The 25,813-nt window shown below is 36.9% G+C and carries 26 protein-coding genes, 1 other RNA gene and 1 pseudogene; 18 read left to right on the top strand and 10 right to left on the bottom strand.

Translation table 11 applies throughout. The annotated features are described in order from the left end of the window. The first annotated feature begins 27 nt into the window (after positions 1-27). Positions 28-1,326: a SpaH/EbpB family LPXTG-anchored major pilin gene (locus ACIFUW_RS08840; RefSeq protein WP_002303959.1), complete on the top strand. Its 1,299-nt coding sequence runs from the start codon at positions 28-30 to the stop codon at positions 1,324-1,326. Between the two features lie 205 nt (positions 1,327-1,531). Continuing rightward, positions 1,532-2,704: a class C sortase gene (locus ACIFUW_RS08835; RefSeq protein WP_002288982.1), complete on the top strand. Its 1,173-nt coding sequence runs from the start codon at positions 1,532-1,534 to the stop codon at positions 2,702-2,704. Positions 2,705-2,865: 161 nt separating this feature from the next. Here ACIFUW_RS08835 and ACIFUW_RS08830 read toward each other — a convergent pair whose 3' ends face one another. Next, positions 2,866-3,540, bottom strand: a complete 675-nt coding sequence (locus ACIFUW_RS08830) for a hypothetical protein (RefSeq protein WP_002322903.1) — start codon at positions 3,538-3,540, stop codon at positions 2,866-2,868. A 370-nt stretch (positions 3,541-3,910) separates the two neighbouring features. Here ACIFUW_RS08830 and ACIFUW_RS08825 point away from each other — a divergent pair, with 370 nt between their 5' ends. Continuing rightward, complete coding sequence (locus tag ACIFUW_RS08825) at positions 3,911-4,333, top strand: helix-turn-helix domain-containing protein (RefSeq protein ID WP_002288984.1); 423 nt, start codon at positions 3,911-3,913, stop codon at positions 4,331-4,333. Between the two features lie 165 nt (positions 4,334-4,498). On the opposite strand, the gene ACIFUW_RS08820 is transcribed toward ACIFUW_RS08825, so the two are convergent. Then, positions 4,499-5,692, bottom strand: coding sequence for an MFS transporter (locus tag ACIFUW_RS08820; RefSeq protein WP_002322902.1), 1,194 nt, complete (start codon positions 5,690-5,692; stop codon positions 4,499-4,501). 223 nt (positions 5,693-5,915) lie between these two features. Between ACIFUW_RS08820 and ACIFUW_RS08815 the strand changes: the two genes are divergently transcribed. The 9 genes from ACIFUW_RS08815 to ACIFUW_RS08775 all read left to right on the top strand — a co-directional run bounded on the left by ACIFUW_RS08815 (position 5,916) and on the right by ACIFUW_RS08775 (position 12,609). Beyond that, positions 5,916-6,293: a MerR family transcriptional regulator gene (locus ACIFUW_RS08815; protein WP_002302962.1), complete on the top strand. Its 378-nt coding sequence runs from the start codon at positions 5,916-5,918 to the stop codon at positions 6,291-6,293. Then, positions 6,281-6,619, top strand: coding sequence for a LysR family transcriptional regulator (locus ACIFUW_RS08810; protein WP_002321036.1), 339 nt, complete (start codon positions 6,281-6,283; stop codon positions 6,617-6,619). Before ACIFUW_RS08815 ends, ACIFUW_RS08810 begins: the two co-directional genes overlap by 13 nt. A gap of 133 nt (positions 6,620-6,752) precedes the next feature. After that, on the top strand, positions 6,753-7,196 hold the full coding sequence (locus ACIFUW_RS08805) for a LysR family transcriptional regulator substrate-binding protein (protein ID WP_002288989.1): 444 nt from the start codon (positions 6,753-6,755) through the stop codon (positions 7,194-7,196). Positions 7,197-7,457: 261 nt separating this feature from the next. After that, a complete protein-coding gene (locus ACIFUW_RS08800; protein WP_002303949.1) occupies positions 7,458-8,273 on the top strand; it encodes a carbohydrate ABC transporter permease in 816 nt (271 codons plus the stop codon). A 9-nt stretch (positions 8,274-8,282) separates the two neighbouring features. Then, positions 8,283-8,945, top strand: a complete 663-nt coding sequence (locus ACIFUW_RS08795) for a DUF624 domain-containing protein (protein ID WP_002300930.1) — start codon at positions 8,283-8,285, stop codon at positions 8,943-8,945. Between the two features lie 204 nt (positions 8,946-9,149). Beyond that, positions 9,150-10,814: an acetolactate synthase AlsS gene (gene alsS, locus ACIFUW_RS08790; RefSeq protein WP_002289620.1), complete on the top strand. Its 1,665-nt coding sequence runs from the start codon at positions 9,150-9,152 to the stop codon at positions 10,812-10,814. A 12-nt stretch (positions 10,815-10,826) separates the two neighbouring features. Next, positions 10,827-11,537, top strand: a complete 711-nt coding sequence (gene budA / locus ACIFUW_RS08785; RefSeq protein WP_002289619.1) for an acetolactate decarboxylase — start codon at positions 10,827-10,829, stop codon at positions 11,535-11,537. A gap of 129 nt (positions 11,538-11,666) precedes the next feature. Further along, a complete protein-coding gene (locus tag ACIFUW_RS08780) occupies positions 11,667-12,164 on the top strand; it encodes a GAF domain-containing protein (RefSeq protein WP_169040319.1) in 498 nt (165 codons plus the stop codon). A gap of 184 nt (positions 12,165-12,348) precedes the next feature. Then, a complete protein-coding gene (locus ACIFUW_RS08775) occupies positions 12,349-12,609 on the top strand; it encodes a hypothetical protein (RefSeq protein WP_002289617.1) in 261 nt (86 codons plus the stop codon). A 361-nt stretch (positions 12,610-12,970) separates the two neighbouring features. On the opposite strand, the gene ACIFUW_RS08770 is transcribed toward ACIFUW_RS08775, so the two are convergent. From ACIFUW_RS08770 to ACIFUW_RS08750, 5 genes are all read right to left on the bottom strand, one after another. Further along, positions 12,971-13,210 (bottom strand): hypothetical protein, encoded by a 240-nt coding sequence (locus tag ACIFUW_RS08770; RefSeq protein ID WP_002321266.1) that lies wholly within the window; start codon positions 13,208-13,210, stop codon positions 12,971-12,973. A 336-nt stretch (positions 13,211-13,546) separates the two neighbouring features. After that, the gene (locus tag ACIFUW_RS08765; protein WP_000997695.1) at positions 13,547-14,725 is read right to left on the bottom strand and encodes an IS256-like element ISEf1 family transposase; all 1,179 of its coding nucleotides are present in this window, start codon (positions 14,723-14,725) and stop codon (positions 13,547-13,549) included. Positions 14,726-15,006: 281 nt separating this feature from the next. Continuing rightward, on the bottom strand, positions 15,007-15,309 hold the full coding sequence (locus ACIFUW_RS08760; RefSeq protein WP_002302293.1) for a DUF5960 family protein: 303 nt from the start codon (positions 15,307-15,309) through the stop codon (positions 15,007-15,009). 219 nt (positions 15,310-15,528) lie between these two features. Beyond that, positions 15,529-15,895: a transfer-messenger RNA gene (gene ssrA, locus ACIFUW_RS08755) on the bottom strand. 170 nt (positions 15,896-16,065) lie between these two features. Beyond that, positions 16,066-16,839, bottom strand: a complete 774-nt coding sequence (locus ACIFUW_RS08750) for a Cof-type HAD-IIB family hydrolase (protein WP_002288592.1) — start codon at positions 16,837-16,839, stop codon at positions 16,066-16,068. 143 nt (positions 16,840-16,982) lie between these two features. Here ACIFUW_RS08750 and ACIFUW_RS08745 point away from each other — a divergent pair, with 143 nt between their 5' ends. The 3 genes from ACIFUW_RS08745 to ACIFUW_RS08735 are packed head-to-tail and all read left to right on the top strand — an operon-like array spanning position 16,983 to position 19,478. Continuing rightward, on the top strand, positions 16,983-17,333 hold the full coding sequence (locus ACIFUW_RS08745; RefSeq protein WP_002288595.1) for an SdpI family protein: 351 nt from the start codon (positions 16,983-16,985) through the stop codon (positions 17,331-17,333). After that, positions 17,314-18,030 carry a response regulator transcription factor gene (locus ACIFUW_RS08740; protein WP_002288590.1) on the top strand — a complete coding sequence of 239 codons (717 nt, stop codon included), beginning with the start codon at positions 17,314-17,316 and terminating at the stop codon, positions 18,028-18,030. The genes ACIFUW_RS08745 and ACIFUW_RS08740 overlap by 20 nt, the downstream gene beginning before the upstream one ends. Further along, positions 18,030-19,478, top strand: a complete 1,449-nt coding sequence (locus ACIFUW_RS08735; protein ID WP_002288588.1) for a sensor histidine kinase — start codon at positions 18,030-18,032, stop codon at positions 19,476-19,478. Before ACIFUW_RS08740 ends, ACIFUW_RS08735 begins: the two co-directional genes overlap by 1 nt. A 69-nt stretch (positions 19,479-19,547) precedes the next feature. Here the strand turns inward: ACIFUW_RS08735 and ACIFUW_RS08730 are convergent, their stop codons facing one another. The 3 genes and pseudogenes from ACIFUW_RS08730 to ACIFUW_RS08720 form a co-directional block, all read right to left on the bottom strand. After that, positions 19,548-20,057, bottom strand: coding sequence for a hypothetical protein (locus ACIFUW_RS08730; RefSeq protein ID WP_002288586.1), 510 nt, complete (start codon positions 20,055-20,057; stop codon positions 19,548-19,550). Next, positions 20,047-20,771 (bottom strand): annotated as a pseudogene (locus ACIFUW_RS08725) (hypothetical protein). Before ACIFUW_RS08725 ends, ACIFUW_RS08730 begins: the two are co-directional and overlap by 11 nt. 222 nt (positions 20,772-20,993) lie before the next feature. Continuing rightward, positions 20,994-23,114: an LTA synthase family protein gene (locus tag ACIFUW_RS08720; protein ID WP_002303943.1), complete on the bottom strand. Its 2,121-nt coding sequence runs from the start codon at positions 23,112-23,114 to the stop codon at positions 20,994-20,996. Positions 23,115-23,343: 229 nt separating this feature from the next. Between ACIFUW_RS08720 and ACIFUW_RS08715 the strand changes: the two genes are divergently transcribed. Genes ACIFUW_RS08715 through ybaK form a run of 3 tightly spaced genes read left to right on the top strand, consistent with a single transcriptional unit; the run spans position 23,344 to position 25,804 of the window. After that, complete coding sequence (locus ACIFUW_RS08715) at positions 23,344-24,522, top strand: class I SAM-dependent rRNA methyltransferase (RefSeq protein ID WP_002288581.1); 1,179 nt, start codon at positions 23,344-23,346, stop codon at positions 24,520-24,522. A gap of 15 nt (positions 24,523-24,537) precedes the next feature. Continuing rightward, a complete protein-coding gene (gene aroD / locus ACIFUW_RS08710; RefSeq protein WP_002305727.1) occupies positions 24,538-25,296 on the top strand; it encodes a type I 3-dehydroquinate dehydratase in 759 nt (252 codons plus the stop codon). Between the two features lie 22 nt (positions 25,297-25,318). Then, positions 25,319-25,804 carry a Cys-tRNA(Pro) deacylase gene (ybaK, locus tag ACIFUW_RS08705; protein ID WP_002288577.1) on the top strand — a complete coding sequence of 162 codons (486 nt, stop codon included), beginning with the start codon at positions 25,319-25,321 and terminating at the stop codon, positions 25,802-25,804. Positions 25,805-25,813: the final 9 nt, after the last annotated feature.

The raw sequence follows: 25,813 nt of genomic DNA, 5'->3' as shown, positions 1-25,813 counted from the left end.
CCTACACCAGAAAATGTTACGGTTAATTTGCATAAATTGAAATTCACTTCAGCACCAGAAAATCAAATAAACAACGGAACGGAATTGACATTTCCGAATAGCGAACCGTTGAACGGCGTTGAATTCAACGTATATGACATCACTGCTACGTACTATCCAAGTAAAGACACAGCAGTTCCAGCAGACGCTACACCCTTCGCAAGTGTAACGACTTCTGGTGAAGGATTAGCTAACCTGACTCTTCCAGGTAAATCTGATGGGAAAGATGCTGTATACGTCTTTGTAGAAACACCAAAGCCCGGTGTCGAAACGTCGCCAAATATCGTGTTAAGCTTACCCTTTTATAACCCGAATTCATCAGACCCTGACAAACCTTTAGACACGATTCACCTATATGCTAAAAATGTCATCAAAGAAAGCAATATCAAAATCCAGAAAGCTGGGAACTTTTCAGGGGTAGATAAGTTAGCAGGGGCGCAATTCCAGATCAAAAATTCAGAGAATCAATTCGTGACCGGTTTTGATGAAAACACTGGTGTCGCTCTCTATGATCCTGCTGAGTCAGCGTTGACATTCACAACTGATACTGAAGGATCCATCAGTGTCAATGGATTAATAGACGGCAATTATACTTTAGTTGAAACAAAAGCACCAGATGGTTATCAATTAACCAATCCACAAAAAGAAACTACTTTTATAGTAAAAAACGGAAAATTGCAACAAACAACCGGTATCATCCATGGCGCAGATGAAGCCAATCTTGGGAATCCAAACGGTGTAGTCAATCGGGAAAATACAACTACGGATAACACGATTACTGTAGAAAATGTCCAAAACTACGGTGATTTCCACTTCATCAAACAAGATGTGAACACGCAAGAAAAATTAGCCGATGCAGAATTTTCTATTCTAAGAGCAAAAGATCCAACTGTTAAATTAATGAAAAAAATAGCAAATCTTGCCTCAGGAGAATACCCATATGCTTGGTCAGATGAAGTCACAGGTTCTGACTGGGAAGAAGTGAAATTGATTTCTGATTCAGAAGGGAAATTTTCAATCGAAGGGCTGAAACAAGGGGCATACTGCCTTCAAGAAACAAAAGCACCAGAAGGCTACGCATTACCTAAGAATGAAGCTGCGTACACTGAATTTACAGTAGATGATGATCCAACAACTTCTGATGAAACAACGATCGATAACCAACCTAAAGGAATCTTGCCTTCAACTGGTGGTATGGGGATCATCGTATTCATCTTGGTAGGTACTGCTTTAGTTGGAGGAGCAGTGATCTACTTCAAAAAACGCCATCAAGAAACAGAAGCTTAAACTATTGGAAACAAAAATCATACGATAAATAAACGATAGTGATTCAAATGGGGAGAAAGGTTGTGACAAGTGGTCGGTCTCTTGGTATTCGCTCAACAAACGGCAAAATAGGAGGAACTATTTTGCCGTTTGTTGAGCGAATACTCAGGTCAAGGCGCTGATTTCACAACCTCTTCATATACATATTAGAAAATAGGTGGACATGATGAATAAAAGCAGAATAAGAATACTGGACATCTTCATGGCAATCATTTTAGTCGTTGGGATCGGGATCTTTTCTTATCCTTTTGTAGAAGATTCACTGAATGATTTTCTTGCCCAGCAAATGATCATCCATTATCAAAAGCAAGCATCGAATAAGAATTCAGAGGAAATAAAAAAACAGCAGGAAAAAATGACAAAGAAAAACCAACAGTTGGCAGAGCAAAACGTATCACCAGGGATAGGCAGTTTCAACCAAGCAGTTGATGCAAAAGCATTAAAAGATTTACCTAGTAATGCCTTTTTTATGGAACATATGCTTGGAGTCATCGAAATCCCAAAAATCAATGTCAGCTTACCTATATTCGATCAGACAACGGAAATATTTTTGCAAAAAGGAACGTCATTATTGGAAGAAAGTTCTTATCCGACTGGCGGGAAAAACACCCATGCCGTTCTTTCTGGGCATCGTGGACTCCCAGAAGCAAAATTATTTACAGATTTGCCTAAGTTGAAAAAAGGAGACCAGTTTTTCATCCAGATCAATGGAAAGACATTGGCGTATCAAGTAGAAAAAATCCAAGTGGTCTTACCTGATGAAGTAGATTCTTTGGGTATCCAAAAAGGCAGAGATCTCGTGACTTTGCTTACCTGTACTCCTTATATGGTCAATACACATCGACTGCTTGTGACGGGGCATCGTATTCCTTATCAAGCAAAAGAGGCAAAAAAAGCGATCCAAGGAATTGATCAATGGAAAAAATGGAAATTTTTTATTTGGTTTATCGGTATACTACTTGGATCAATCGGCTTAGTTTGGCTACTCATCGCTTATTTAGATTCTTTGGCCATCGCTAAGCGAAACTATCCTTTATCTTTTTATGTAAAGAACACAAACGGACGACCAATCGAAGGAATGGTCTTTTCTGTAAAAACGCTCAACGGCAAACACTATATTACTAGAGAAAAAGTTCCATTTGTGAAAGCTTCTGATGAATACGGACTAGTGAGATTTTCTGATTTAAAAGGCAGGAACTATCGCTTGCAACATGAGGAGCTCCTGCTTAAAATCCATGTAAAACATAAACATTCGAAACAGTTTTCAATGAAATTGAAAAAAGGAAGATATAAACTGCGAAAAGAAAAAGAGGTGTACTATTTGATTGAGAAAGAATGAATGAAGATGTCCAAAAAAGCAGAGGGAACAGACTAAATGAAAAAAGAGAGAAGCTGACGAAATGGACGTGTAAACTGCTATTTTTGGTTTACTATCTGGAACGCCAGCTTCTATTTTTTTATGTTTCAGAAGAATTTTATTATTATAGTATAACTTTTGAATTAGTTTCCATAACATTTGGAGCAAGGGGTTAAACCACGAGCTTGAGCTTCGCTTAAAGTGGCAGGGGTATACGTACCATTTCCACATTTATGTGTATGGTATTTTGAACCGGTCGGTGTGACATAGACAGTTTGTTCATTATTTTGCTCAGGAGCTGCGGCTTGTGCCTGCTGAGAGGCCTGTTCAGCTGCTGCTTGCTGTCGCGCCTGTTCTGCTTGTTGCTGTGCGATTGCTTCTTGTTGCGCTTGTTCTGCTTGTTGTCGTGCAATTTCTTCTTGCTTTTTCCGTTCTTCTTCTGCTTCTTTTGCTTTGATTGTGGAATCAATTGCAGCAAGACGGCTTGTCAACTCTTGTTTGTTTTCAGGTAGCGCTTGGATAGCTGCTGAAGCAGTTGCATAGTTTTCTTTTGTAGGATTTGCTTCAGCTTGTGACAAAGCAGATTCCGCTTCTGTCACTTTTTTTTCTAGTGCAGCTTTTTCCGCTTTTTGTTTCTCTTCTTCTTTTTTCTTTTCAATTTGTTCTTGTTCTTTCGATGAATCTGCCGTACTTTCGGAGATCGTGGTACTGCTGCTGGAAGCCTGAGCTGAACTTGTGCTTTGAGTAGTAGACGTAGTAGCACCACACCCACTCAACAAACTTCCTGCGACCAAAAACAATGCAACTAATTTTTTCACTAAATTTCCTCCTTAAGTAAAAAACAACCGTTTTCAATAAATGTCCTTTTCAATTGTTTACTTACTTGTTATAATAATTGTGTTATGAATAGTGATTGAGGAAACTTAATCTAATCCCGTTTTGATACACGGGATTTTTTGCTATAGTTCTGTTATTAAGTATGCAATAATAAAATATGTACGTTATTTTATTATTAGATTATTGACATTTATATAATAAACGATTAAATGATTCATATCAATAGAATACTTAGGAAAAAAAGAGAAATAATAACAGGTTTATGCACTATTGACGGTGTGACAATATGATATTTGTATCCGTTTTTTTTCTTGTATGTAGTATAGTAAAGTAGATACAGGAGGAGAAAATATGCAGACTTTTTTAACAAAAGTTTCTCAAAAGAAAATTAAAATGATTCATTTACTGCTTGAAACAGAACGTTGGTGTTCAATAGAAGAACTACAAAACGAATTGAAGGTATCAAGTAAGTCTATCTTGAATTATCTAACAGATTTAGAAGAATTGTTCCAAAAATATCCTGATAAGGTCATTTTGAAGAATGAGAATAATCGGCGCTTTTCTATGGAAAAGCAGGAGAACTTCCCAATCTACATTATTTATCTTCATTTCTACAGAAAATCATATAATTATCATTTGATTGAATTCATGTATCAACATCCTGAGAAAAATTTGGAAGATTATGCAGACGCTCAATATACGAGTGTATCCACAGTTTTTCGTTATGCTAAGTTATTAGTAAAGTACTTTGAAATGACGGACGTCAAAGAATAGTAGCCGCCAGATAGAAGGAAATTAGCAGTTGAAAAAGCTGCCCTGCATCAAGTAATACGACCAGCCAAACGGAAACAGTGTCTCATGTTTTTGATTTGGCTGGTCTTATTACCGCAGATGCAAGCTTTTGCCACACCTCTTTCTTGTCATTTACAGACTCAACTATCAATGCTGCAAGCTTTCCCTTAATGCTGTAACACCAGTAAGAGTTGTCAAGACCAGCAGACTGACTAGGTAAATACCGCTCAAAAACAAGATTACGGCAGTTAAACTATAATGATCCATCAAGAAACCGATGACGATAGAAGAAAAACCACCAACAGCTCGTCCAAGGTTCATAATGAAATTATTCGCCGTCGCGCGGATTTCTGTTGGATACAAACTACTAATCACTGCGCCATATCCACCATACATGCCATTGATAAAGTAGCCGACTATCACAGCGGCTGCTACCAAACTCCACTGGCTATGGGCTAACACAAGTAGATAGACAGATAAGGATGAACAAATTAAAAACAAAGAAAAGGCTAGTTTAGGCCCCAATTTATCCATGATTATGCCAAAAGTCATCATCCCCAAAGACATGCCTAAAATAGTACTGACCATCCACAATGAAGACCCAGAAACCGAAAGCCCTAATCGATTTTGCATAATTGAAGGCAGCCAATTCATTAACCCAAAATAGCCGGCAATTTGGACAGTTACCATGATACTAAGGCCACATGTTTGCCAAGCAAGATGTTTTGATTCAAACAGTCTGCTAAGTTTGGTTTTCTTTTCGGCAGATTGTACAGATTTGAATTCCTTTGGTTCAGTCAAGCCGCGACGAATGAACAAGACCATCAACACCGGCAGTACACCTACGACATACAACATCTTCCAACCAAACGTTGGAATGATCACAGCAGCTAAAATCGCAGCCAAAGCCGCACCGACCTGCGCACCAATACCAGCAACCGAAGAAGCTCGTCCAATTTGTTTTTTTGAAAAACTTTCGGAAATCAAGGACATACACGCCCCGTATTCTCCTCCCGCTCCTACACCTGCGATAAAGCGAAAGAGATAAACCAAGTAGATGTTTGAAGCAAAATACATCAATAAAGAAGCAATCGAAAACAGAAGGACCGTTTGAGAAAATACTTTCACACGTCCATATTTATCAGCTATGATGCCAAAAAAAATACCTCCAATGAGCATCCCCAAATTAGTGATCGTTGAAATGAAACCCGCTTGCGTACCACTAATATGAAAAGAAGTAATCATTGAAGATAATGAAAAAGCTAAAAACATAATATCCATATTCTCTAAAGCAATTCCCGCCGATGTCGATAATAATAACTTTCGCTGATACGTTGTCATTTTTATACCCCTTTTCCTAAAATTTCCCTAAATTGTTAAAAGTATATCCAAAAAAGAATAAAAAAACAAGACTTTTTTATTTGAAATAATACACAAACAACCGATATAGATAATCCAGCTTAGTTTTAATAGAAATGAGTATTGACTTGGAGTACACTTAAAGTTGTAGAATAAATAAAATACATAAGTAAAGTGGCAAGAAATTAAGAGAAAGAGTGATCAGATGAATATCAAACAAGTCAGTGAAGAAAAGGGCATTTCGGCCGATACATTGCGCTATTATGAACGAATCGGGTTGATTCCACCAGTTAATCGGACAAAAGGCGGAATCCGTGATTATACAGAAGAAGACCTAAAATGGGTCGACTTTACGATCTGTATGCGAAATGCCGGATTATCGATCGAGTCTTTGATTGAATATATTCGCCTATCTAGCGAAGGAGAAGCAACTGTATTTGAGCGGCGTAAGCTTTTGATTGAAGAAAGTGAACTTTTGACGAAAAAAATTGCTGAAATGCAAGAATGTTTGGAACGTTTACAAGGAAAAATCAAGAAATATGATCGTGTGTTATCTAGAAATAAAATGGAATGTATCAAGTAAAAAAATCAAGGAGCATCGCTATGGAGTTACGCTTACTAAAATATTTTTGGACAATTGCAGAAGAAGGAACAATCTCTCAAGCCGCAGAAGTTCTACATCTTACACAACCAACCTTAAGCCGACAACTGAAGGAGTTAGAAGAGGAACTAGGAACAGAACTGTTTGTACGCGAAAACCGCAAAATGATCTTGACAGAAGCAGGTTATTTTCTAAAAAAGCCGAGCAGAAGAAATTTTAGATTTAACGAATCAAACCACTCAAGAATTCGAGAACAGAAAAAAACAATTATTCAGCGGCCGATTTACGATCGGCTGTGTGGAAGCTGATAATTCGAATACATTGGCACTATTACTAGAAAAGTTGATCCGTGATTATCCCAGCGTTCAATTTCATATCCACAGCGGAACAAGTGATGATATCACGGAGTGACTAGAAAAAAGCCTGTTAGATTTAGCGATTTTGCTAGATCCAGTAGATACAGAGAAATACGAAACGATTTTGTTACCAAGAAAGGAAAAATGGGGATTGCTCATTTTAGAAAATTCTGTTTTAGCAAAAAAAGACGTGATAACAAAAGAAGACTTTGCGAATGTACCTCTTTTGATCTCAAAGCGTCCAGAAATACAGCGAATGTTTGCTGACTGGTTAGGCATAAAAAAGGAGCAGTTGCTGATCACAGGAACGTACAATTTGATTTTCAATGTATTTGCGCTAATTGAGAATCAGGTAGGTGCTGCTTTAGTCATAGAAGGTGCTGTAAGTCATCTTTCAAAGCGAGTGACATTCGTTCCGCTTGACCCAATGATTGAAACGAACTGCATGCTAGTCTGGAAAAAGAATCGGATTTTATCACCTGTAGTCAATGAATTGATTCACCGTTTCAAAGAAGCTTTTGAACAGTAATAAGTATCTCTAATCGAAGAAATTTCAATACAAAAGCGAGACGTATGACAGTCTTGCTTTTGTATTTTTTCATTTTTAAATCAAAAAAAATAAAGAGATTTACATAACTTGTTAAATAAGCGCTTACAAACATAAGAAGAACGGAAATGAATCAGCTATAATAACCGTTGTTCTGGATTGTAATCATTACAAAGAAATGAAGATTATAACTTTGGAGGTGTTCGAAATGAAAGAAAAAAAGCAAAAATTCGTTCAAAAAACATGCCCTTTATTCAATGGTTGGGTATGATTCTGCTGATTGTATTAGCTTTATTGACGATCATTCCTTTTTTATGGATGGTTTCTGCTTCATTCAAAGCAAATAATGAAGTGTTCACGATTCCGATTCAATGGATCCCTAAAACTTGGCATTTAGAGAATTATCTGGTTATTTGGTCTCGTATTCCTTTAGTGACATTTTTTAAGAATACAGCTTTTTTAAGCGTTGTGATCACGTTGATTCAGTTGTTTACTTCTAGTTTTGCTGCTTACGGGTTTTCTAAACTAAATTTTAAAGGGCGCGATATTTTATTTTTAGCATATATCGGCACGATTGCTGTCCCTTGGCAGTCTTATATGATCCCGCAGTTCATTATGATGAGAAAAGTGGGTTTAACATATACGTTGTGGTCGTTGGTGCTATTACAAGCGTTCAATGCTTTTGGTGTGTTCTTGTTGAAGCAATACTACAGTAGTATCCCAGATTCTTTATGTGAGAGTGCGCGGATCGATGGCTTATCAGAGTGGGGAATCTATCGCAAGATCATTTTACCTCTTACAAAACCGGCGATTGCCAGTTTGACGATCATCACATTCGTTAATACATGGAACGATTATATGGGGCCATTCATTTATTTGTCTTCTACGGAAAATAAAACAATCCAGTTAGGGTTGAAAATGTTTATTGGGCTATTTGATGCAGAGTACGCATTAATCATGGCTGCCTCAGTTGTTTCTGTTCTTCCTGTTGCTTTTATATTTTTAGCGATGCAAAAATATTTTGTAGAAGGGATCGCTTCATCAGGAATGAAGGAATAGGAGGTGATTATGAAAGAGCAGCGTTTTGACAAAAATGTTTATATGGAATTCTTTTATTGGTTGTATCAATCATTGGCAAGTAGCCTTTGTTTTTGGTGTGTCAATATCTTGTATATAGCAGCTGCGTTCCTTTTGTCGATAGATGGAAGGAATGTCTTTTCCTTTATTTTTTCTTTACTTTTTATTGGTCCAGGTTGCATCGTGATGATAGGTATGACAGAAGAATTAGCAAAAGAAAAAAGTTTTTCACCAGTACGTTTGTTCATAAAGACGTTTCGCCAATTTTGGCTAAAGGGATTTTTTTATTGGCTATTTGCTTGGATAGTTAGTGTGATAATGATTTTTGATTGTTTCTTTTTTATACGTTTTTCTTATGGAAAATGGTTGATTCCGTTGTTTGTTTTACTTGCTTGTTTATCAGTTTCCTTTAGCATCAACTACTGGTATTTTCAGGTGAGAAATCCAGCGTCGAAACCAAATCAAGTTCTACGGATAGCGTTCTACTATACGTTGAAAAAATGGTATGTGAGTTTACTAGATTTTTTACTATTGACAAGTTTGTTTCTCTTCTTTTTCGTAAAGCCCCAATGGTGTATTCTACTAGGTCCTTCTATCGTATTTGGTTTGATTTACTTCAACAATCGTAAATTGATGAGAACTATGGATCTGTAGACTTTATAAATTGAAACTTTCAATTAAGAATGACAGTTTTTATGTAAAAACTGTCATTCTTTTTCATTTTTTGAAACATATGGCTAAACAAATGAAATAAAACGTGCTATACTTTTGAATGAAACAGGTTTAGAAACTGTATCAATTATTTGTGATTATTTCTAACTAATAATTAAAAATAAAGCATAAAAAGGACGATGTTCAATGGACGAAAAAATGAAACAAGGTTCGAAATCTGTAGTAGAAAGTTTGATTAATCATCATGTTGATTATGTATTCGGTATACCAGGTGCAAAAATCGATGGTGTATTTAATGAATTAGAGGATCAAGGTCCTGAATTAATCGTGACTCGTCACGAACAAAATGCTGCATTTATGGCACAAGCAATCGGACGTATTACAGGAGAGCCAGGAGTAGTTATCGCAACAAGTGGTCCTGGTGCTAGTAACTTAGCTACAGGTTTGGTAACAGCGACAGCAGAAGGTGACCCAGTTTTAGCAATTGCCGGACAAGTAAAACGAAGCGATCTATTGAAGTTGACCCATCAAAGCATGGATAATGCAGCACTGTTCCAGCCAATCACAAAATACAGTGCAGAAATCCAAGATCCAGAAACAATTTCAGAAGTGATTGCCAATGCTTATCGTATGGCTAAGAGTTCAAAAAAAGGCGCGAGCTTTATCAGTATCCCGCAAGATGTAGTGGATGCACCTGTCCAAGGGAATGTCATCAAGCCATTGAGCGATCCTAAATTAGGTTCTGCTTCTGCAGATGATATCCGTTACCTAGCTGAACGCATTAGAGAAGCAAAACTACCGGTACTATTAGTAGGTATGCGAGGATCAAGTGAAAAAGAAACGTTAGCCATCAGGCAATTAGTTGGAAAGACAGCATTGCCTGTTGTAGAGACATTCCAAGCAGCTGGAGTGATCTCACGTGAATTAGAAGCGCATTTCTTTGGTCGTGTGGGTTTATTTAGAAACCAACCAGGAGATATGCTTTTGAAACGAAGTGATCTAGTTATTGCTATTGGCTATGATCCAATCGAATATGAAGCAAGAAACTGGAATGCGGAAAAAGATGCGCGGATCATTGTGATCGATGAAGCGCCAGCTGAAATCGATCCTTTTATGCAGCCTGAAAGAGAATTGATCGGTGATATCTCAGCCACTCTTGATTTATTGACAGGTTCATTAGAGCCTCAACAAGTGTCAGAAGATGCAAAAGAATATTTAGCATCTCTTCAAGCAGAATTAACGGAGCGGGACATTGTTCAATCAAAAGGAGAAGCAGGTATCTTGCATCCTTTAGAAGTTATTAACACGCTTCAGTCAAAAGTAACAGATGATATGACTGTTACCGTAGATGTAGGTAGTCATTATATTTGGATGGCACGCCACTTTAGAAGTTATGAACCTCGTCATTTGTTATTCAGTAATGGTATGCAAACGCTTGGTGTTGCATTGCCATGGGCGATTTCTGCTGCATTGGTGCGTCCAAATACACAAATCGTATCAGTTTCCGGCGATGGGGGATTTTTATTCTCTGCCCAGGATTTAGAAACGGCGGTACGTAAAAAATTGAATATCGTTCATTTGATTTGGAATGATGGACACTACAATATGGTAGAGTTCCAAGAAAAAATGAAATATCAGCGGGCGTCAGGTGTAGACTTTGGTCCAGTTGATTTTGTGAAATATGCAGAAGCTTTTGGCGCTAAAGGAATCCGAGCTACAAGTGTAGAGGAATTAGAAAAAGCTTTAGAAGAAGGATTTGCGACAGAAGGACCCGTAATTATTGATATTCCGATTGATTACCGTGATAATGAGAAATTGGGAGAAACAATCTTACCAGATCAATTCTATTAAGGAAGTGTCGACATGACTGAAAAAATCTTATACCAGCACGGGACATTAGGAGCTTTGATGGCTGGCTTGATGGATGGAACAGAAACGATTGCTCATATATTAGAAAAAGGAACTCTGGGATTGGGAACATTGCATGGGCTTGATGGTGAAGTCATCTTTTTAGATGGCGTAGCTTATCAAGGAAGATCAGATGGCTCAGTTGCCCAATTAGATGGAAGTGAACTTACCCCCTATGCAGCAATTACAGATTTTACGCCAGATACTAGTTTTTCTGTCTCAAAAACTGCAGATGGAGAACAATTGAAAAAAGACATATTAGTAAGAGAAGCCGGGGAAAACCTATTTTTGGCAGTGAAGATAACTGGATTATTCAAAAATATGCACATCCGTATCATGCCGAAGCAAGAAAAACCTTACAGAAGACTAGCAAAAATTTCAGAGTCTCAACCAGAATTCCAACAAAGCAATGTCCAAGGAACATTAGTCGGGTTCTTTACGCCTGAATTATTCCAAGGAGTTGCTGCAGCGGGATTTCACTTGCATTTTATCGATGATACACATACATTTGGCGGACATGTAATGGATTTTGAAGTGGCTGAAGGAAAAGTTGAGATTAGCCGCATCTCGTCCCTTGTACAGCATTTTCCAGTTGATGATCCGACTTTTGTTCACGAAACGATTGATTATGCTGATTTAGCAGCAGAAATCCAACAAGCAGAATAGAAAAAGACAGCGAGATGCGTTCAAGGTGATTAACCTGACGTATCTCGTTTTTTTGAGGAGGAAACCTAGCGTTTACAAAAAAACTGAGCTATAATCTTCTCCATAGATCAAAAAGGAGCGGTTTTTATCATGTGGACAGAAAAACAGAAAAAAGATGCATACGAAATTTTATTATTACAGCAACAAGGATTATTAGAAGCAGAAGATAACTGGTTAGCAAATTTAGCAAATTCATCTGCATTGTTGAATGAGACTTTGCCTGAGACTGTCTTTGCAGGATATTATTTATTCGATGGTAATGAATTGATTTTAGGACCGTTCCAAGGGCGAGTTTCTTGCACACGTATCAAGATGGGAAAAGGAGTTTGTGGAGAATCAGCTGAAAAACAAGAAACATTGATCGTTGATGATGTCAAAACCCATGCAAATTACATTTCCTGCGATTCAGCCGCACAATCAGAAATCGTAGTGCCAATGGTAAAAGAAGGTAATTTAATCGGTGTTTTAGATATCGATTGCGGAGTAACGAAAGGGTATGATGAAATCGATCAAGCATTTCTAGAAAAATATGTAGATCTTTTATTAGCAAATTTGAATATAAATGCTTTTTCATTTATTAATAACTAAAATCGTCTATTGAAACAAAAAAGAAGAGAAATCAAGAATAAAAAGAGCCGGAAAGACAGTGGGCATTTCTGTTTTTCGGTTTTTTTATTTTTTTATAAAATCACAAGTGTTATTGATTTTCATAATCATATTTTAATGGTATTATCATTTTAAATAATGGAAAAACATTAAGGATGGATGAAATATGAATAACGAAACTATCATTTTAGGAAAAAAATATATTTGCCAACCTATTGGCTTGAAACAAAAAGTGGTTGGAGAAGTAATCAGTAAATTAGAAAATTGTGTTGTGATCTGCGTAGACGAATATCATGACGTCGATCGCAATGAAATATTAGAAAAATGCGGAAAAGTAGTGGCAAAATATACTCACGTTTATGAGTTGGAAACAACAGAATATCTATATAACTATAGCAACAAATATGAACATACTTTAGTTTCATAAAGATTTAAATAAAGTGCCTTCAAAAGCGAGAAGACCAAGCTTTTGAAGGCACTTTATTTAGTTGGCAGTGATTGTTCATGATTTTTGATTTATTCAAAAGGTTCGCCTAGAGAATCTGTCTCTGTAACGAGGCCTGGTGGAGAAACTCGATAAAAACCTATACTGCCAGAACTGTCCTATTTTCGGATAGACAAACTAGTAGTTTTAAAAAGATCATCCGATCCAATCATTTCAAAAAATGCAAAACTGATATCAGGATCATTTAGCTCAGGCTTGTTATCGTAAAGCATTTGTAAAGGTTGCATTTAGTTAGGAGTAAACGCGAAACTATCATCATTATTTGCTGAAGAAGATGAAGAAGCTAATTCAGAGTTTGTTTGAAATAAAGGAGACGTGCTGACAGTTTCTTTACCCTGTTTTTTGCAGAGGTAGAAACTTTTATATCGGAAGTTTCTACCGGAGAATTTTTCTCATTTGTAGAAATTGTTGAATCGATACTATTCGAAATTTGCGTATCTGAAGGTATGTTCTTTGATGCAGAAGTCCCACAAGCAGTAAGTAACAATAAATTTGATAAACTGATAAACAGAATTCTTTTCATTATGTACACACTCCTTATAGTATCGTTTAGCATACACCTATGCTCAGTATTAGGCAAAATCAATGCAAAACTATCAAGTCTTTTATAGTATCTATTAGTCTTAGTAATACATATATGGAGAGGGTGATATCCCAGTTCAAACCAGATACATTGGTTACCATCTGTATTAACGATTATGCCTCTAAACGCTTTTTTTATGAAAAAATTTATAAGTGAAAACGTAGGTATGATATTATCTAGAGGTAATTTTTTTGGGTATTTAAATAGTTGCTAGGAGGATAGCTGGGAGCGTCAATAATTTTGTGTAAATAAATTGTCCTCCTGCAAAATAATTAGTTACTCAGTAAACATTGAAACTAATGTATCGGTTACCTGTTGAAAACCTTTATGGCTTCTGTTTAGAAATTTTTGATTGTATGTATCAAAAATGCTGACTAGAAAGCGTTCTAGTGATTCTTCATTTTGAAACTGCTCTTTTCTACGGCTGTATCTTTTAATTTGCTTATTGAAAGACTCGATTAGATTGGTTGAGTAAATGGTTCTACGAATGCTAGGTGGAAAATCATAAAAAGTTAATAAGTCTTGGTTTTCTATGAGTGACTGCGTCACTTTAGGATAGTTTTTCTTCCATTTCTCAATCATGCCGGATAAGAAGGTATTCGCTTCTTCTTTTGAGTTAGCTTGATAAACAGCCTTAAAGTCATCACAGATTTCTTTTCGGTCTTTGACACGTACTTTATGAGCGATATTACGAGATACATGGATACAACAATGCTGATATTTTGCTTTAGGATAAATTTGATGGATAGTATCTTTCATGCCTTTTAAGCCGTCCGTAATAAAAAGCAAGACTTCTTGAACTCCTCTGGAGTTAATATCCTGTAGCAGCTCATTCCAAACGTATGTTGATTCAGTTGGAGCAATCGCATAACTCAGTACTTCTTTAGTGCCGTCTTCTCGTATACCAATGGCAATATAAATCGCTTCTTTGGATACGGTTTGACGTTTTAGTGGAATGTAAGTAGCGTCCATAAAAATAGCGACATACTTATCATTTAAGGCTCTGGATTTAAAGGCATTTACTTCTTCAGTCAGAACTTTAGTCATGTTGGACATGGTTTGTGGAGTATAGTGATGACCGTACATTTTTTCGATCAAATCAGCAATTTCAGACATCGTAACACCTTTTTCGAATAAATGGATAATAGTGGTTTCCAATGTATCGTTTGTTCTTTTGTAGGCTGGTAAAGTTTGTTGTTTAAACTCACCATTACGATCTCTAGGTATTTCCAATGTTAATTCACCATATTCGGTTTTGATTGATCGAAAGTAAGAACCGTTTCTCGAATTACCTGAATTAAAACCAGTGCGATCATATTTTTCGTAATCTAAAAAAGCCGTTAATTCAGTCCGTAGGAGTGTGTTTATCGCTTTTTCTAAGTGCGAACGGAATAATTCATTTAAATCGCCTTTAGTGACTAGAGTTTGCACAATTTCTGTAGTAAAATCATTCATAGGGAAGTCCTCTTTTCTGTGAATTGGTTGTCGTTAACTTTATTCTACAGAAGGGACTTCCTTTTTTGTATGGATTTTTTCATTTACACAAAATATTTTATACTCTCGACTTATAATTGGAGTGGTAGTTAATTAGTGACTTATTTTTGATTTTATAGCACTGATACTATAAAATATAGATATCATCATATTACACAATCTTAATACTAACTTAAAAAATATCCCTTTTATAAGTATGGTGATAAAATCCGTTCCGGGCTACCTTTTTTAGGTAGCCTACTTTAATCTTTATACCTTTCTGGATCAACGAAAGTATACTTCAAATAGTCATAACGCCGATGATCGCTCCGTGCGTCTGGCACATCAGTCACGATATCAAACAAAAAATACACATCTTTCTTCATTCTGGTTTTTGTTGCCGGAATTTTAAAGTAGTTCTTATTAGAGTAATAGAGATTGATTAATAAGCTATCTTCGATTGCTAAAAAGAAAACTTCTGAATCCCACACCTTATAAAAATCTTTGACAAATCTATTCGAAGGATCAAATTTAAACCATAATTGTGTTTTTCCTTCCATCAACATAATGTTCACCTCAAAAAGAGTATACGAACTAATGTTCTTTTTGTAAAGTAGGAATATCATTGATAATATGGATGGAACATATATATTAAAAAGTGTTCTTTTTGAATGCTATTTTGAATGCCATTTTCATTCATTTAACGAAAATCTGCGAAAATAAAAAATGCTCAAACCCTTATAAAATAAGGATTTAAGCATCTAGCGAAATCTGCTGAAATCTCACAATGGAGACGGCGGGAGTCGAACCCGCGTCCAAACACATCGCCACTTAAAAATCTACGTTCATAGTCAACTCATTTAAGGATTCACTTTACAGCTTGCCGAGTGACAGGCATTCTGTATCGCTAGTCTGATGTTCTCTTTTTCAACTTACAGACGGAAAGTTGAAACGTATCCCACTAAAGTTAGGACCCTTACTCGAGCACATGGGCGATGCCGAGAGGATCTACGCTAACTGTTTTTAGGCAGCTAAAGCGTAAGAGTTGTTTTCGTTTTTAGCAGTTATATTTAACTGTAACGTTTTTACGTAGACGTAACCTACGAAACGCAATTCAAGCTCGACTGTGCCTGTCGAATCCGTAACGTCCCCGTTAGCTAACAAGGGTTACGTGTATTTTTCATACAAAATTAGTATAGCATATATTGGGATAAATTCAATAAAAAAGCGAATCATATCCCATTATTTATATAATAACTGCCCCTTTCTTAAGAAAAAATAAGCGATTTTCTTAAGAAAAGAGGTAGCTTCAAAAAAAGATCTTAAATCAGATCAAAATACTTCAATGCGTGGACAATTCCGCCTTCTGTATTTTTCTTTGTGATAAAGGTAGAAAGTTCTTTTAATCCGTCATAGGCGTTGCCCATAGCGATTTTGTTGTCGCAAGCTTCCAACAAGGCAAAATCATTCGGACCATCGCCAAATCCAAAAGTAGGAACTTTTTCCAGCTGAAGTTCTTTTTGCAGACGTTTGACACCTGCCCCTTTTGAGATTCCTTTCTTCACTGTATCGATCGAGTAAGGACCATTCCGATAAAAAGTTAGCTCAGGAAAATGTTCGTGATAGTATTCGTCACCTGATTGAGATAAGATCAGCAACATATTTACTGTGTTTTCTTTAAAGCCTAAAGGATCAATTTCCGGAACATCTGAATGAATGAAGTCGTAAGCATTGATCATTGTTTGGCTATGACCGGTACACCAGATTTTCTGATCGTTATAGTAAGAAAGTTCATGACCGTTCAACTGTACATGATCATACATTTTTTGACATTCTTCTGAAGAAAATGTTTGAGAATAGATTTCTTCGCCGTCTACTCGAATGAAAGAACCATTCATGGTGACCGCAGAAGTAATGCCCGCATCTTCCATGATAGAGTGGATTTCTGCTTCTGTACGTCCTGTAGCGATGACGGGGAGAACATTGTTTTCTTTTAATGCGTTCATAGCTTTTGCCACTTCGGGTGTGATTTTTGATTTCGCATCTAGTAATGTTCCATCAAGATCAAAGAAAGTGATTGCACGATAATTTGACACAAATAAAACTCCTTTTTTATTGGAATAAGTTTATCTTAACAAAGAATGAACAAAAGACAAACCTTTCGTGAAGAATTCCTGAACATATTGGTTCAGTCAACAATTTAGAGTATACTATAAGAAGAGAATTTAGGAGGGAAAGAATGATTTTTTTCAGTATTGGTATCTTATTCTTAATAATTGGCAGTCTTTTTCGGATTCTGCCCTCAAAAGGAAATCTGCCTTTTTATGGGTATCATTCGCCTCTTGCCGCAAAAACAGACGCTCATTGGCGGCTGGCTCAAAAGACAAGCGGAAACTGGTTTTTTCTTATGGGCTTACTGATGGCATTGATCGGCTATTATTTAAAGACATCTGGGCATACGAATTATTTTCTGATTGAAATGCTTCTGCTAGTATTTCCAATTATGCCTATTTTTATTATGACAGAAAAGAAATTACAGAAATATGACCTGGAAACTGGAGGGAACGATAATGAATATTTTAATGATTGAAGATAATCAATCTGTTTCTGAAATGATGCAGATGTTTTTCTTAAATGAAGGTTGGGAAGCAACTTTCAAGTATGATGGAAAAGAAGGGCTCGATGCCTTTTTAGAAAACCCACAACATTGGGATATGATTACACTAGACCTGAATTTGCCCACACTGGACGGTATGCTAGTAGGAAGAGAGATCCGCAAAGTTTCAAGTACTGTGCCGATTATCATGCTGACAGCTAGAGATTCTGAAAGCGATCAGGTGATCGGCTTAGAGATGGGGGCAGATGATTATGTCACAAAACCTTTCAGTCCTCTGACGCTTATTGCTCGAATGAAAGCTTTGCATCGCCGTAGTGAGTTGGCAGAAGCAAGAGAAGAAGCAGTAGTTTCAGATGATCATTTTGATATCGAGACTAGTCATTTCAAGATGAATACGAAAACACGAGAAGCGTATCTGGACAACCGGCCAATTGAAGGACTGACGCCTAAAGAGTTCGATCTATTGTTTACTTTAGCAAAAAAACCACGTCAAGTATTCTCTCGGGAGCAGTTGCTTGAATTAGTCTGGGATTATCAGTACTTTGGTGATGAACGGACAGTGGACGCCCATATCAAGAAATTACGACAAAAAATCGAAAAGGTCGGACCACAAGTCATCCAAACTGTTTGGGGAGTCGGCTACAAATTCGATGATTCTGGTGTTGCCTAATGCGTTATTTGTATCAGCAACTCTTAGCTTTCTGCGGAATGGTCGCGTTGATCTTATTGATCGTTGGAGTTTCTTTTACACAACTGACAAAACAAACGATTGAAGAAAACAATTACCAGCAACTGTTTGGATATGCTGAATCAGTTGAAAAGACAACGCAAACCTATGCCGATACGCTCCCGCAGTTTAGTCAAGATCAGGCGTTTCAAAATGCATTGCTGCTGACAGAGCAAGTACTGACAGAACAAAATGTGAACTTTATATTTATCGATAAAAACGAACGTGTCATTTATCCGACTAATACAGCTTTACTGAATTTTACCTTAACAGCTGATCAATGGAAAAATCTGAGGAATGGACGTCAAGAAAAATTCACATCGAATAAAAATATTTTAGGACAAGCACAGGCGACCTCTTACGCACTTGTGCCATTTAATTTGAATCATGAATTCTATGGAGCACTTGTAGTTAGTCAACCTGCGCGAAATATCGATAACAGCGTTCGTCCAATTACACTGAACCTGTTCAAAGGATTTATTTTTTCCAGTATCGTTGCAGTTATTGCCAGCTATGCTTTTGCAGCATTCCAAGTTAAGCGTATCAATCGGTTAAGGAATGCGACGAAAGAAGTGACGAATGGTAATTTTGATGTACAGCTCCCCGTACATGACAAAGATGAATTTGATGAGTTAGCAGATGATTTCAATAAAATGACGAATTCATTGAAAGAATCTCAAGCAGAAATTGAAGAACAAGAAAATCGTCGAAGACAATTTATGGCAGATGCTTCTCACGAGATGAGAACACCTCTTACGACAATCAACGGACTTCTGGAAGGGTTAGAATACAATGCAATCCCTGAAAATCAGCGAGAAAACGCGATTAAATTGATGAAAAATGAAACAGAGCGTCTGATCCGTTTGGTGAATGAAAACTTGGATTATGAAAAAATCCGTACGAATCAAATCAGTATGGTCATTAAAAAATTCAATGGAACAGAAACATTGAAAAATATTGTTGCACAGTTAGAAGCTAAAGCAGAAGCAGCAGGAGATACATTGACATTGAAAGCCGTTGATGATATTGATGTTTACGCTGATTATGACCGATTTGTCCAAATCATGGTCAATATTATTCAAAACGCGATACAGTTTACTGAAAACGGCCAAATCACGATTACTTTAGAAAAAGGCTATCTTGAAACGATCATCACGATTGAAGATACGGGAATTGGAATGTCTGAACAACAAATGAAAAGTATCTGGGATCGTTATTATAAAGTAGATCCTTCAAGAAAAAATACAAAATATGGTGAATCAGGATTAGGTTTACCAATCGTGCAGCAACTTGTACGCTTGCATAAAGGAAAATTAGAAGTAGAAAGCGAACTAGGAAAAGGAACAAAATTCGCTGTTCGTTTGCCTGACGTAGAAATCAAAAAAGAGTAAAAAACAAGCGGTATAAAAGATCATGAATCGATCTTCTATACCGCTTGTTTTTACTATAAAATGATTGATTTAGCCCGCGGGCTCTAAACGATCAATATAAGGACTTTGAGCAATAGTAGCATCATGAGTAAAGAGTAAGATACCTTGATTTTCTTCATGAGCTAAATAAGAAAGCAAGTGGAGTAGCTCTTGGATCTCCAATACACTAAGTTCATCAAATGTATCTTCAATAACAATATTGTTTCGCTTGGAAAGCAAGGCATGAAGTAATTGCAGCTTTACTTTTTCAAAAGACGTCAACTCAGCTGCCGCACAATTAAGCAAGGAAGGAGAGATATCAAGTTTTTCTTGATAGGCCAAACGATCTTGTTTGATTTCTTTTTCCGGTACATCCAACAGGACATGGTCTTTAAGATTCAGATAAGGAAACATCGGCCAATTTTTTTGGATGATCGCAAAATTATCCAGTTTTGCAACAAGAACCTCTTTTTTCAAGTGCTCCAATATTTTATGCTGTTTTTCGAGAGGACACAAAATAACGGTCAAGTGTTCAGCATGAATCAAATATTCAGGTTTCATTACGTCCAGGCCTCCTACTTTGCAAATGATGGATAAAAAAGTGAAAGGGAATAGACTAAGAATGAGACAGCATCCACTGAGCCCAATAAGAGTTTGGGCAAATCCCTTAAGTATATCTGTGAAAAAAAGATCATTTTGGAAATCGATGGTAAAAAAAGTCTGTTGATCCATCGGAATTGTAAGTCCGCTTACCGAAGTCAAGATATCACGGATATCTGGCAGTTCAGTAGTCTTTAAGACAAGAAAATTGATCCTTTGAAGAAGCGCTTCATAAACTGACTGGAAGCTTACGATCCACAATAAAACCAAGATACAACAAAGAAAGAGAGGAAAGAACAGCTGCCAGAAAATAAAAAGGAATAATTTGGTTTTAGAAAGACCAGTCAGGTGCCAATTGATCAATTCCTGCTTGTTTTGCCTGACTGAATAGTAAAAGAAAAAGATAAAAAGGAAGGCAAATAGAAAAAATAAACTGAATATGCCTTTTATATAAAATCGGCTAGCTAATTCTAAAGCCGGAAGAAGCTCTGTAGATGCAGAAGCGCCAATAAATGAAAGCCGATCTTGGACTTGATTGGCTAAAGCCGATTGCAAATGGTAAAGAGTCAGGCATGCTATCAATAAAAAAGCAGAAAAGCTTGAAAATAAACAATAGAGTATTGTCTGCTTTTTGTAATAAATTAATCGAGCAGTAGCATAGCGGATTATTTTCATACTTTTCACCTCTATAAAAAGTATAGAAAATGAATATGAATAAAGTATGAAATTCCTTTAGTGAAATCACGAATTAAAACCAGAAAATATTTTGTAAAAAGCAAGAGGTTGTGAAGAAGCTGCCCTATTCTATTACCGTAGATGCAAGCTTTTGAACACTGTTTATTCGAAAAGAGGAGCAGCGACAATAATTTTGTCGCTGCTCCTTTTAAATTTATTTTATCATTCGGAAGAACTTGTGGTCGTTCCGTGAAGTTCTTGGTACGTTTGCGTTTTATAAAGATCAACAGTTGATTGTCCGTTGTGTTCACTAAAGACACTAGTTGACTTGTCACCAAGAGATTTTTCAGCTTCTTTTAATTTCTCTAAGCCATTCTTGTAGTCATAATCACTGGTATCAATTGGGTCTAATCCACTATTCGTATAGAACCGAAGAAGATCACCATTATTGATTTGGTCAGAAACAGCTAACTGTTTATCAACTTTTTCTTTCAGTGAATCAATTTCATTCTGTACTTCCTCAGTAGGTTCAGTAATAGCTTCACCAGTTTCGTTACTATAGATCGTACCACCGTAGTAAGTATATTTTGGTGTAACAAAATCACCATCACGGAAAGAAACAAGCTGTTCATGATCTTTCGAGAATAGATCTTGTCCTAACTGAATATAATTTTTTGTATCTACACCTAGTAAGTGAAGTAATGTAGGCAAGGCATCAACTTGTCCGCCGTAAGTGTGATTGATTCCGCCCTGTGTTTGTCCAGGGATATGGATCATATAAGGGACACGCTGCATTTGTGCATTGTCGTAGTTTGTCCAAGTAGAACTTGTTTTTCCAACTAATTCAGCTAGATTTTTATTTCTTGAATTCGAGACACCGTAATGGTCACCGTAAAGGACGATGACTGAATTATCATACAAGCCGCTTTCTTTCAAATAATTGAAGAATTCTTGTACGGCGGTATCTAAATAATTGGCTGTCGCAAAGTAACCGTTGATCGTTTCATCATTTGTATTGGCTAACGGGAATCCTGCTTCGTCATTGGTGAATTTTGAATAAGGATAATGGTTAGATACAGCAATGAATTTTGAATAAAATGGTTGTTGCAGACGTTCCAAGTATTGTACGGATTGTTGGAAAAATGGTTTATCATGCAACCCGTATTGGAACGAATTGTCATCATTAACATCATAATAAGAAGAATCAAAGAAATAATCATATCCTAAATTCTTGTATGTCTCGTTTCGATTCCAGAATGTACCAGCGTTCCCATGGAATACCGCACTAATGTAACCTTGTGTTTGACTTAAAATATCAGGTGCAGCTTGGAAAGTATTTTTTCCGCCTAATTGTGTGAACAAGGAGCCTTGATTCAAGCCAAACAATGAATTTTCCATCAGCGTTTCCGCATCGCTTGTTTTTCCTGCTTTTACTTGATGGAAAAAGTTGTCAAAACTGAACGTGCTGTTGCTGTGGTAAAGACTATTGATGAAAGGTGTAACTTCATGCTGGAGACCATTCTCATCTGTCAATTTATAATCGATCAGGAATTGCTGGAAGCTTTCTAAATGGATATAAATCACATTTTTTCCTCTAGCGAGCCCGAACAAATCGTCATTTGGTGCTGCATAATGTTCTTTTACATAATTTTCTACTTCTTTCATATCATTGGGACTTGCTTCTGCCCGCACTTGGTTTGTCTGGTAAGTTTGAACACCGTCATAAACCATGAAAGCATTCAAGCCAAGATATTTGACCAAATAATCACGAGAGAATGTTCGAGTCAGCAATTCTGGACGATCAGCTTCCGCCATAAAAAGATTTCCTGAGAAAATCATAACTGCTAATGTAGAGATCGCAAAAGCCATTCTTGCTCGGATCGGGCGAGGGTCCAACTTGATTTTTTTTGCAATCAGCAGAACAGTCAAGATAATAAAATCGATCCAATAGATCACATCATATGGGCGAAACAGTCGAATGGCACTTTCTCCCAGACCACTCGCTACTTTCCCAGCACCTAAAATCGTGTTGATCGTAATGAAGTCCGTGAATTCTCGATAATAAGTGACATTCGAAAAAACAAGCAATGTCAAAAGAAAATAAATGACCATCATCGTGATATAAGCAACTCTAGGGCGTCTGATATAAAGAGCAATTCCAAGTAATAACAATGTAGTTGCAATAGGGTTGATAAACAAGATAAAGTATTGAATGCCACTTTCGATTCCGAGATGGAAATCAACTAAATAGGCAAAAATCGTTTTCAACCAAAGTAAAACGACTAGTAAAGAAAAAAATCCGAGCCTCTTATTCAAAAAGGCAGGTGTTTTTATACATTTCAAGATAATCTTCCTTTCTGCACTTCTTAATCACAGAAGTGTCCTGAAACCATGTTACACAGCTCACTTATTCTCATTTATTTTACTAGTATGACAATATAGTGTCAATTGAAACCAGAAGTTTATGCTGTTTCATTAAGGTTTTCTTTAAGCTTCATGAAAAAATGAGCAGTAAGACAAGTCCTATGTTTTTTGTTATACTTGGGAAGAGAAAGCTAAAGCAGGTGAAGGAATGAAAGTAAAAGTAAAAAAAAGAGCAAGCAATCGATTGAAAAAAGGATATCCACTGATCCAAAAAGAAGACCTTGCTCATCCCCAAAAAGAAACCACGCAATGGGTGGAATTAGTTGATTCGCAAAACCAATTTATCGCAAAAGGATATCTAGGAAAGCAGAATAAGGGAATCGGTTGGGTATTGAGCCAGCAGAACATCCCATTTGATCAATCTTTTTTTGAAGAATTTTTTGTGAAGTCAAAAGAAAAAAGAACTTTCTTTTTTTCAGATGATTCTACTACCGCTTTTCGTATATTCAATGGAGAAGGAGACGGGATCGGCGGTCTGATTGTTGATTATTATGCAGGTTATGCTGTTTTTTCTTGGTATAACGAAACGTTATATGCACATCGTGAATTATTGATTCAAGCTTTTCGTGAAATCTACCCGGAAATCATAGGAGGCTATGAGAAAATTCGATTTGAATCAGTAAATCTGCCTGAGAGCCAGTTCATTTACGGAAAAGAGGCACCGGAACCCTTGATCGTAAAAGAAAACGGAGTAAAATTTGCCGTTTATTTAAATGAAGGATTAATGACTGGGATCTTTTTAGACCAAAAAGAAGTACGGGGATCATTAGCAGAAGGTTTCGCTTCTGGGAAAACAGTTTTGAACATGTTTAGTTATACCGGCGCCTTTTCTGTTGCTGCCGCAATGGGAGGGGCAATCGAAACAACAAGTGTCGATCTAGCAAAACGCAGTTTAAAAAAAACACAGGAACAGTTTGAAGTGAATGGTTTGGATGTCGATCAGCAAAAAATCATTGTTATGGACGTATTCGAGTATTTCAAATACGCCAAAAGAAAACAATTTTTATATGACATGATTGTATTGGATCCACCAAGTTTTGCCAGAAATAAGAAAAAAGTCTTTCGCGTAGCAAAAGATTATGGGGAACTGGTCAAGGATAGTCTGGATATTTTAGCAGAAGACGGGATACTTATTGCGTCTACAAATGCTGCGAATGTCTCGATAGAACAATTCCAAACAATGATTGAAGAGGAATTCCATGCCAAAAATGTTTCTTTTGAACAACTTGCTTTATATCGTCTGCCAAAAGATTTCCAGACGACGGATACCTTTTTAGAAGGCAATTATCTGAAAGTGTTTGTTTATCAAATTAAAAATAACCATTAGAAGGAGCGATGCAGAATGGTTCGGGTAAAGGGATTGAATATAGGAAGCGGTAGACCAAAGATTTGTGCGCCTCTTATCGGGGCCGTCCGAGAGGAAGTATTACGTGAAGCAGTTCTTGCACGTGAAGCAGGGGCCGATTTAGTCGAATGGCGAGTCGATCATTATCGTGAAGTTTTTTCTTTTGATGAAGTAGCAGAAACATTGGTTCTTATCCATGAGATGCTTGATGGACTGCCGTTATTATTTACGTTTCGTACCTTAGCTGAAGGCGGAGAACAAGACATATCGATCCGTCAGTATCGCGACCTTTATGAACATGTGATACACACAGGATTAGTAGATATGGTCGATATCGAGTTGTTCAAAGTAGAAAGTCTAGGAAAAAGACTGATAGAGGAAATCAAGTCTTTAAACATTCCTTTAATTATCAGTAGTCATGATTTTAAAGAAACACCAGCAGACCCTGTCTTGCTTTACCGATTGAATGTTATGGAACATTTTGGAGCCGATATCGGAAAACTGGCAGTAACTCCCAATAATGAACGAGATGTTTTGCGGTTGATGGAGTTGACTAGACGGGCAAATGCTTTTTTCTCCATGCCTATTATTACGATGTCCATGGGAAATCTTGGTAAAATTTCTCGTCTGGTTGGCGGAACGACGGGTTCCGTTATGACATTTGGTTCCTTAAGCAGCGATTCTACTTCTGCTCCAGGACAATTACCGGTCAAAGCATTGAAGCAAATTATTCAATTATTAAATGAACCGTTGTAGAACAAGTTTGAGGTGATATTTTTTGGCAAAGAAAAAAATAGTAAAAACGAATGCAATCCGTATGGTCGAACAAAAAAAGATTCCCTATACAGAGCACGAATATGAGTGGGACGAAAGCCACCTAAGTGCGTCATCGGTCGCTGAACAGCTTCCAGAAAGCCAATCTCGTATATTTAAAACACTGGTTGCTGTGGGCAATGTGACGGGGCCTCTTGTTGCTGTGATACCGGGAGAAGCCGAATTGAATCTAAAAAAATTAGCAAAAGTTTCAGGGAATAAAAAAGTAGAAATGCTCCATTTAAAAGATTTGGAAGCAACGACCGGATACATACGTGGTGGCTGCTCGCCTATAGGTATGAAAAAACTATTTCCTACTTATTTAGATCAAATTGCAGAAAGCTATGAACAAATCATTGTCTCGGCTGGCAGAAGAGGGCTACAGATGGAGTTAGCACCTCAAGATATCTGTGCATTAACGAGCGGACAATTTGCAGATATAAAACAATAAATCATACGT

Source organism: Enterococcus sp. PLH-Efm8 (assembly GCF_053011625.1).
This window is presented reverse-complemented; position numbering and strand designations above follow the sequence as displayed.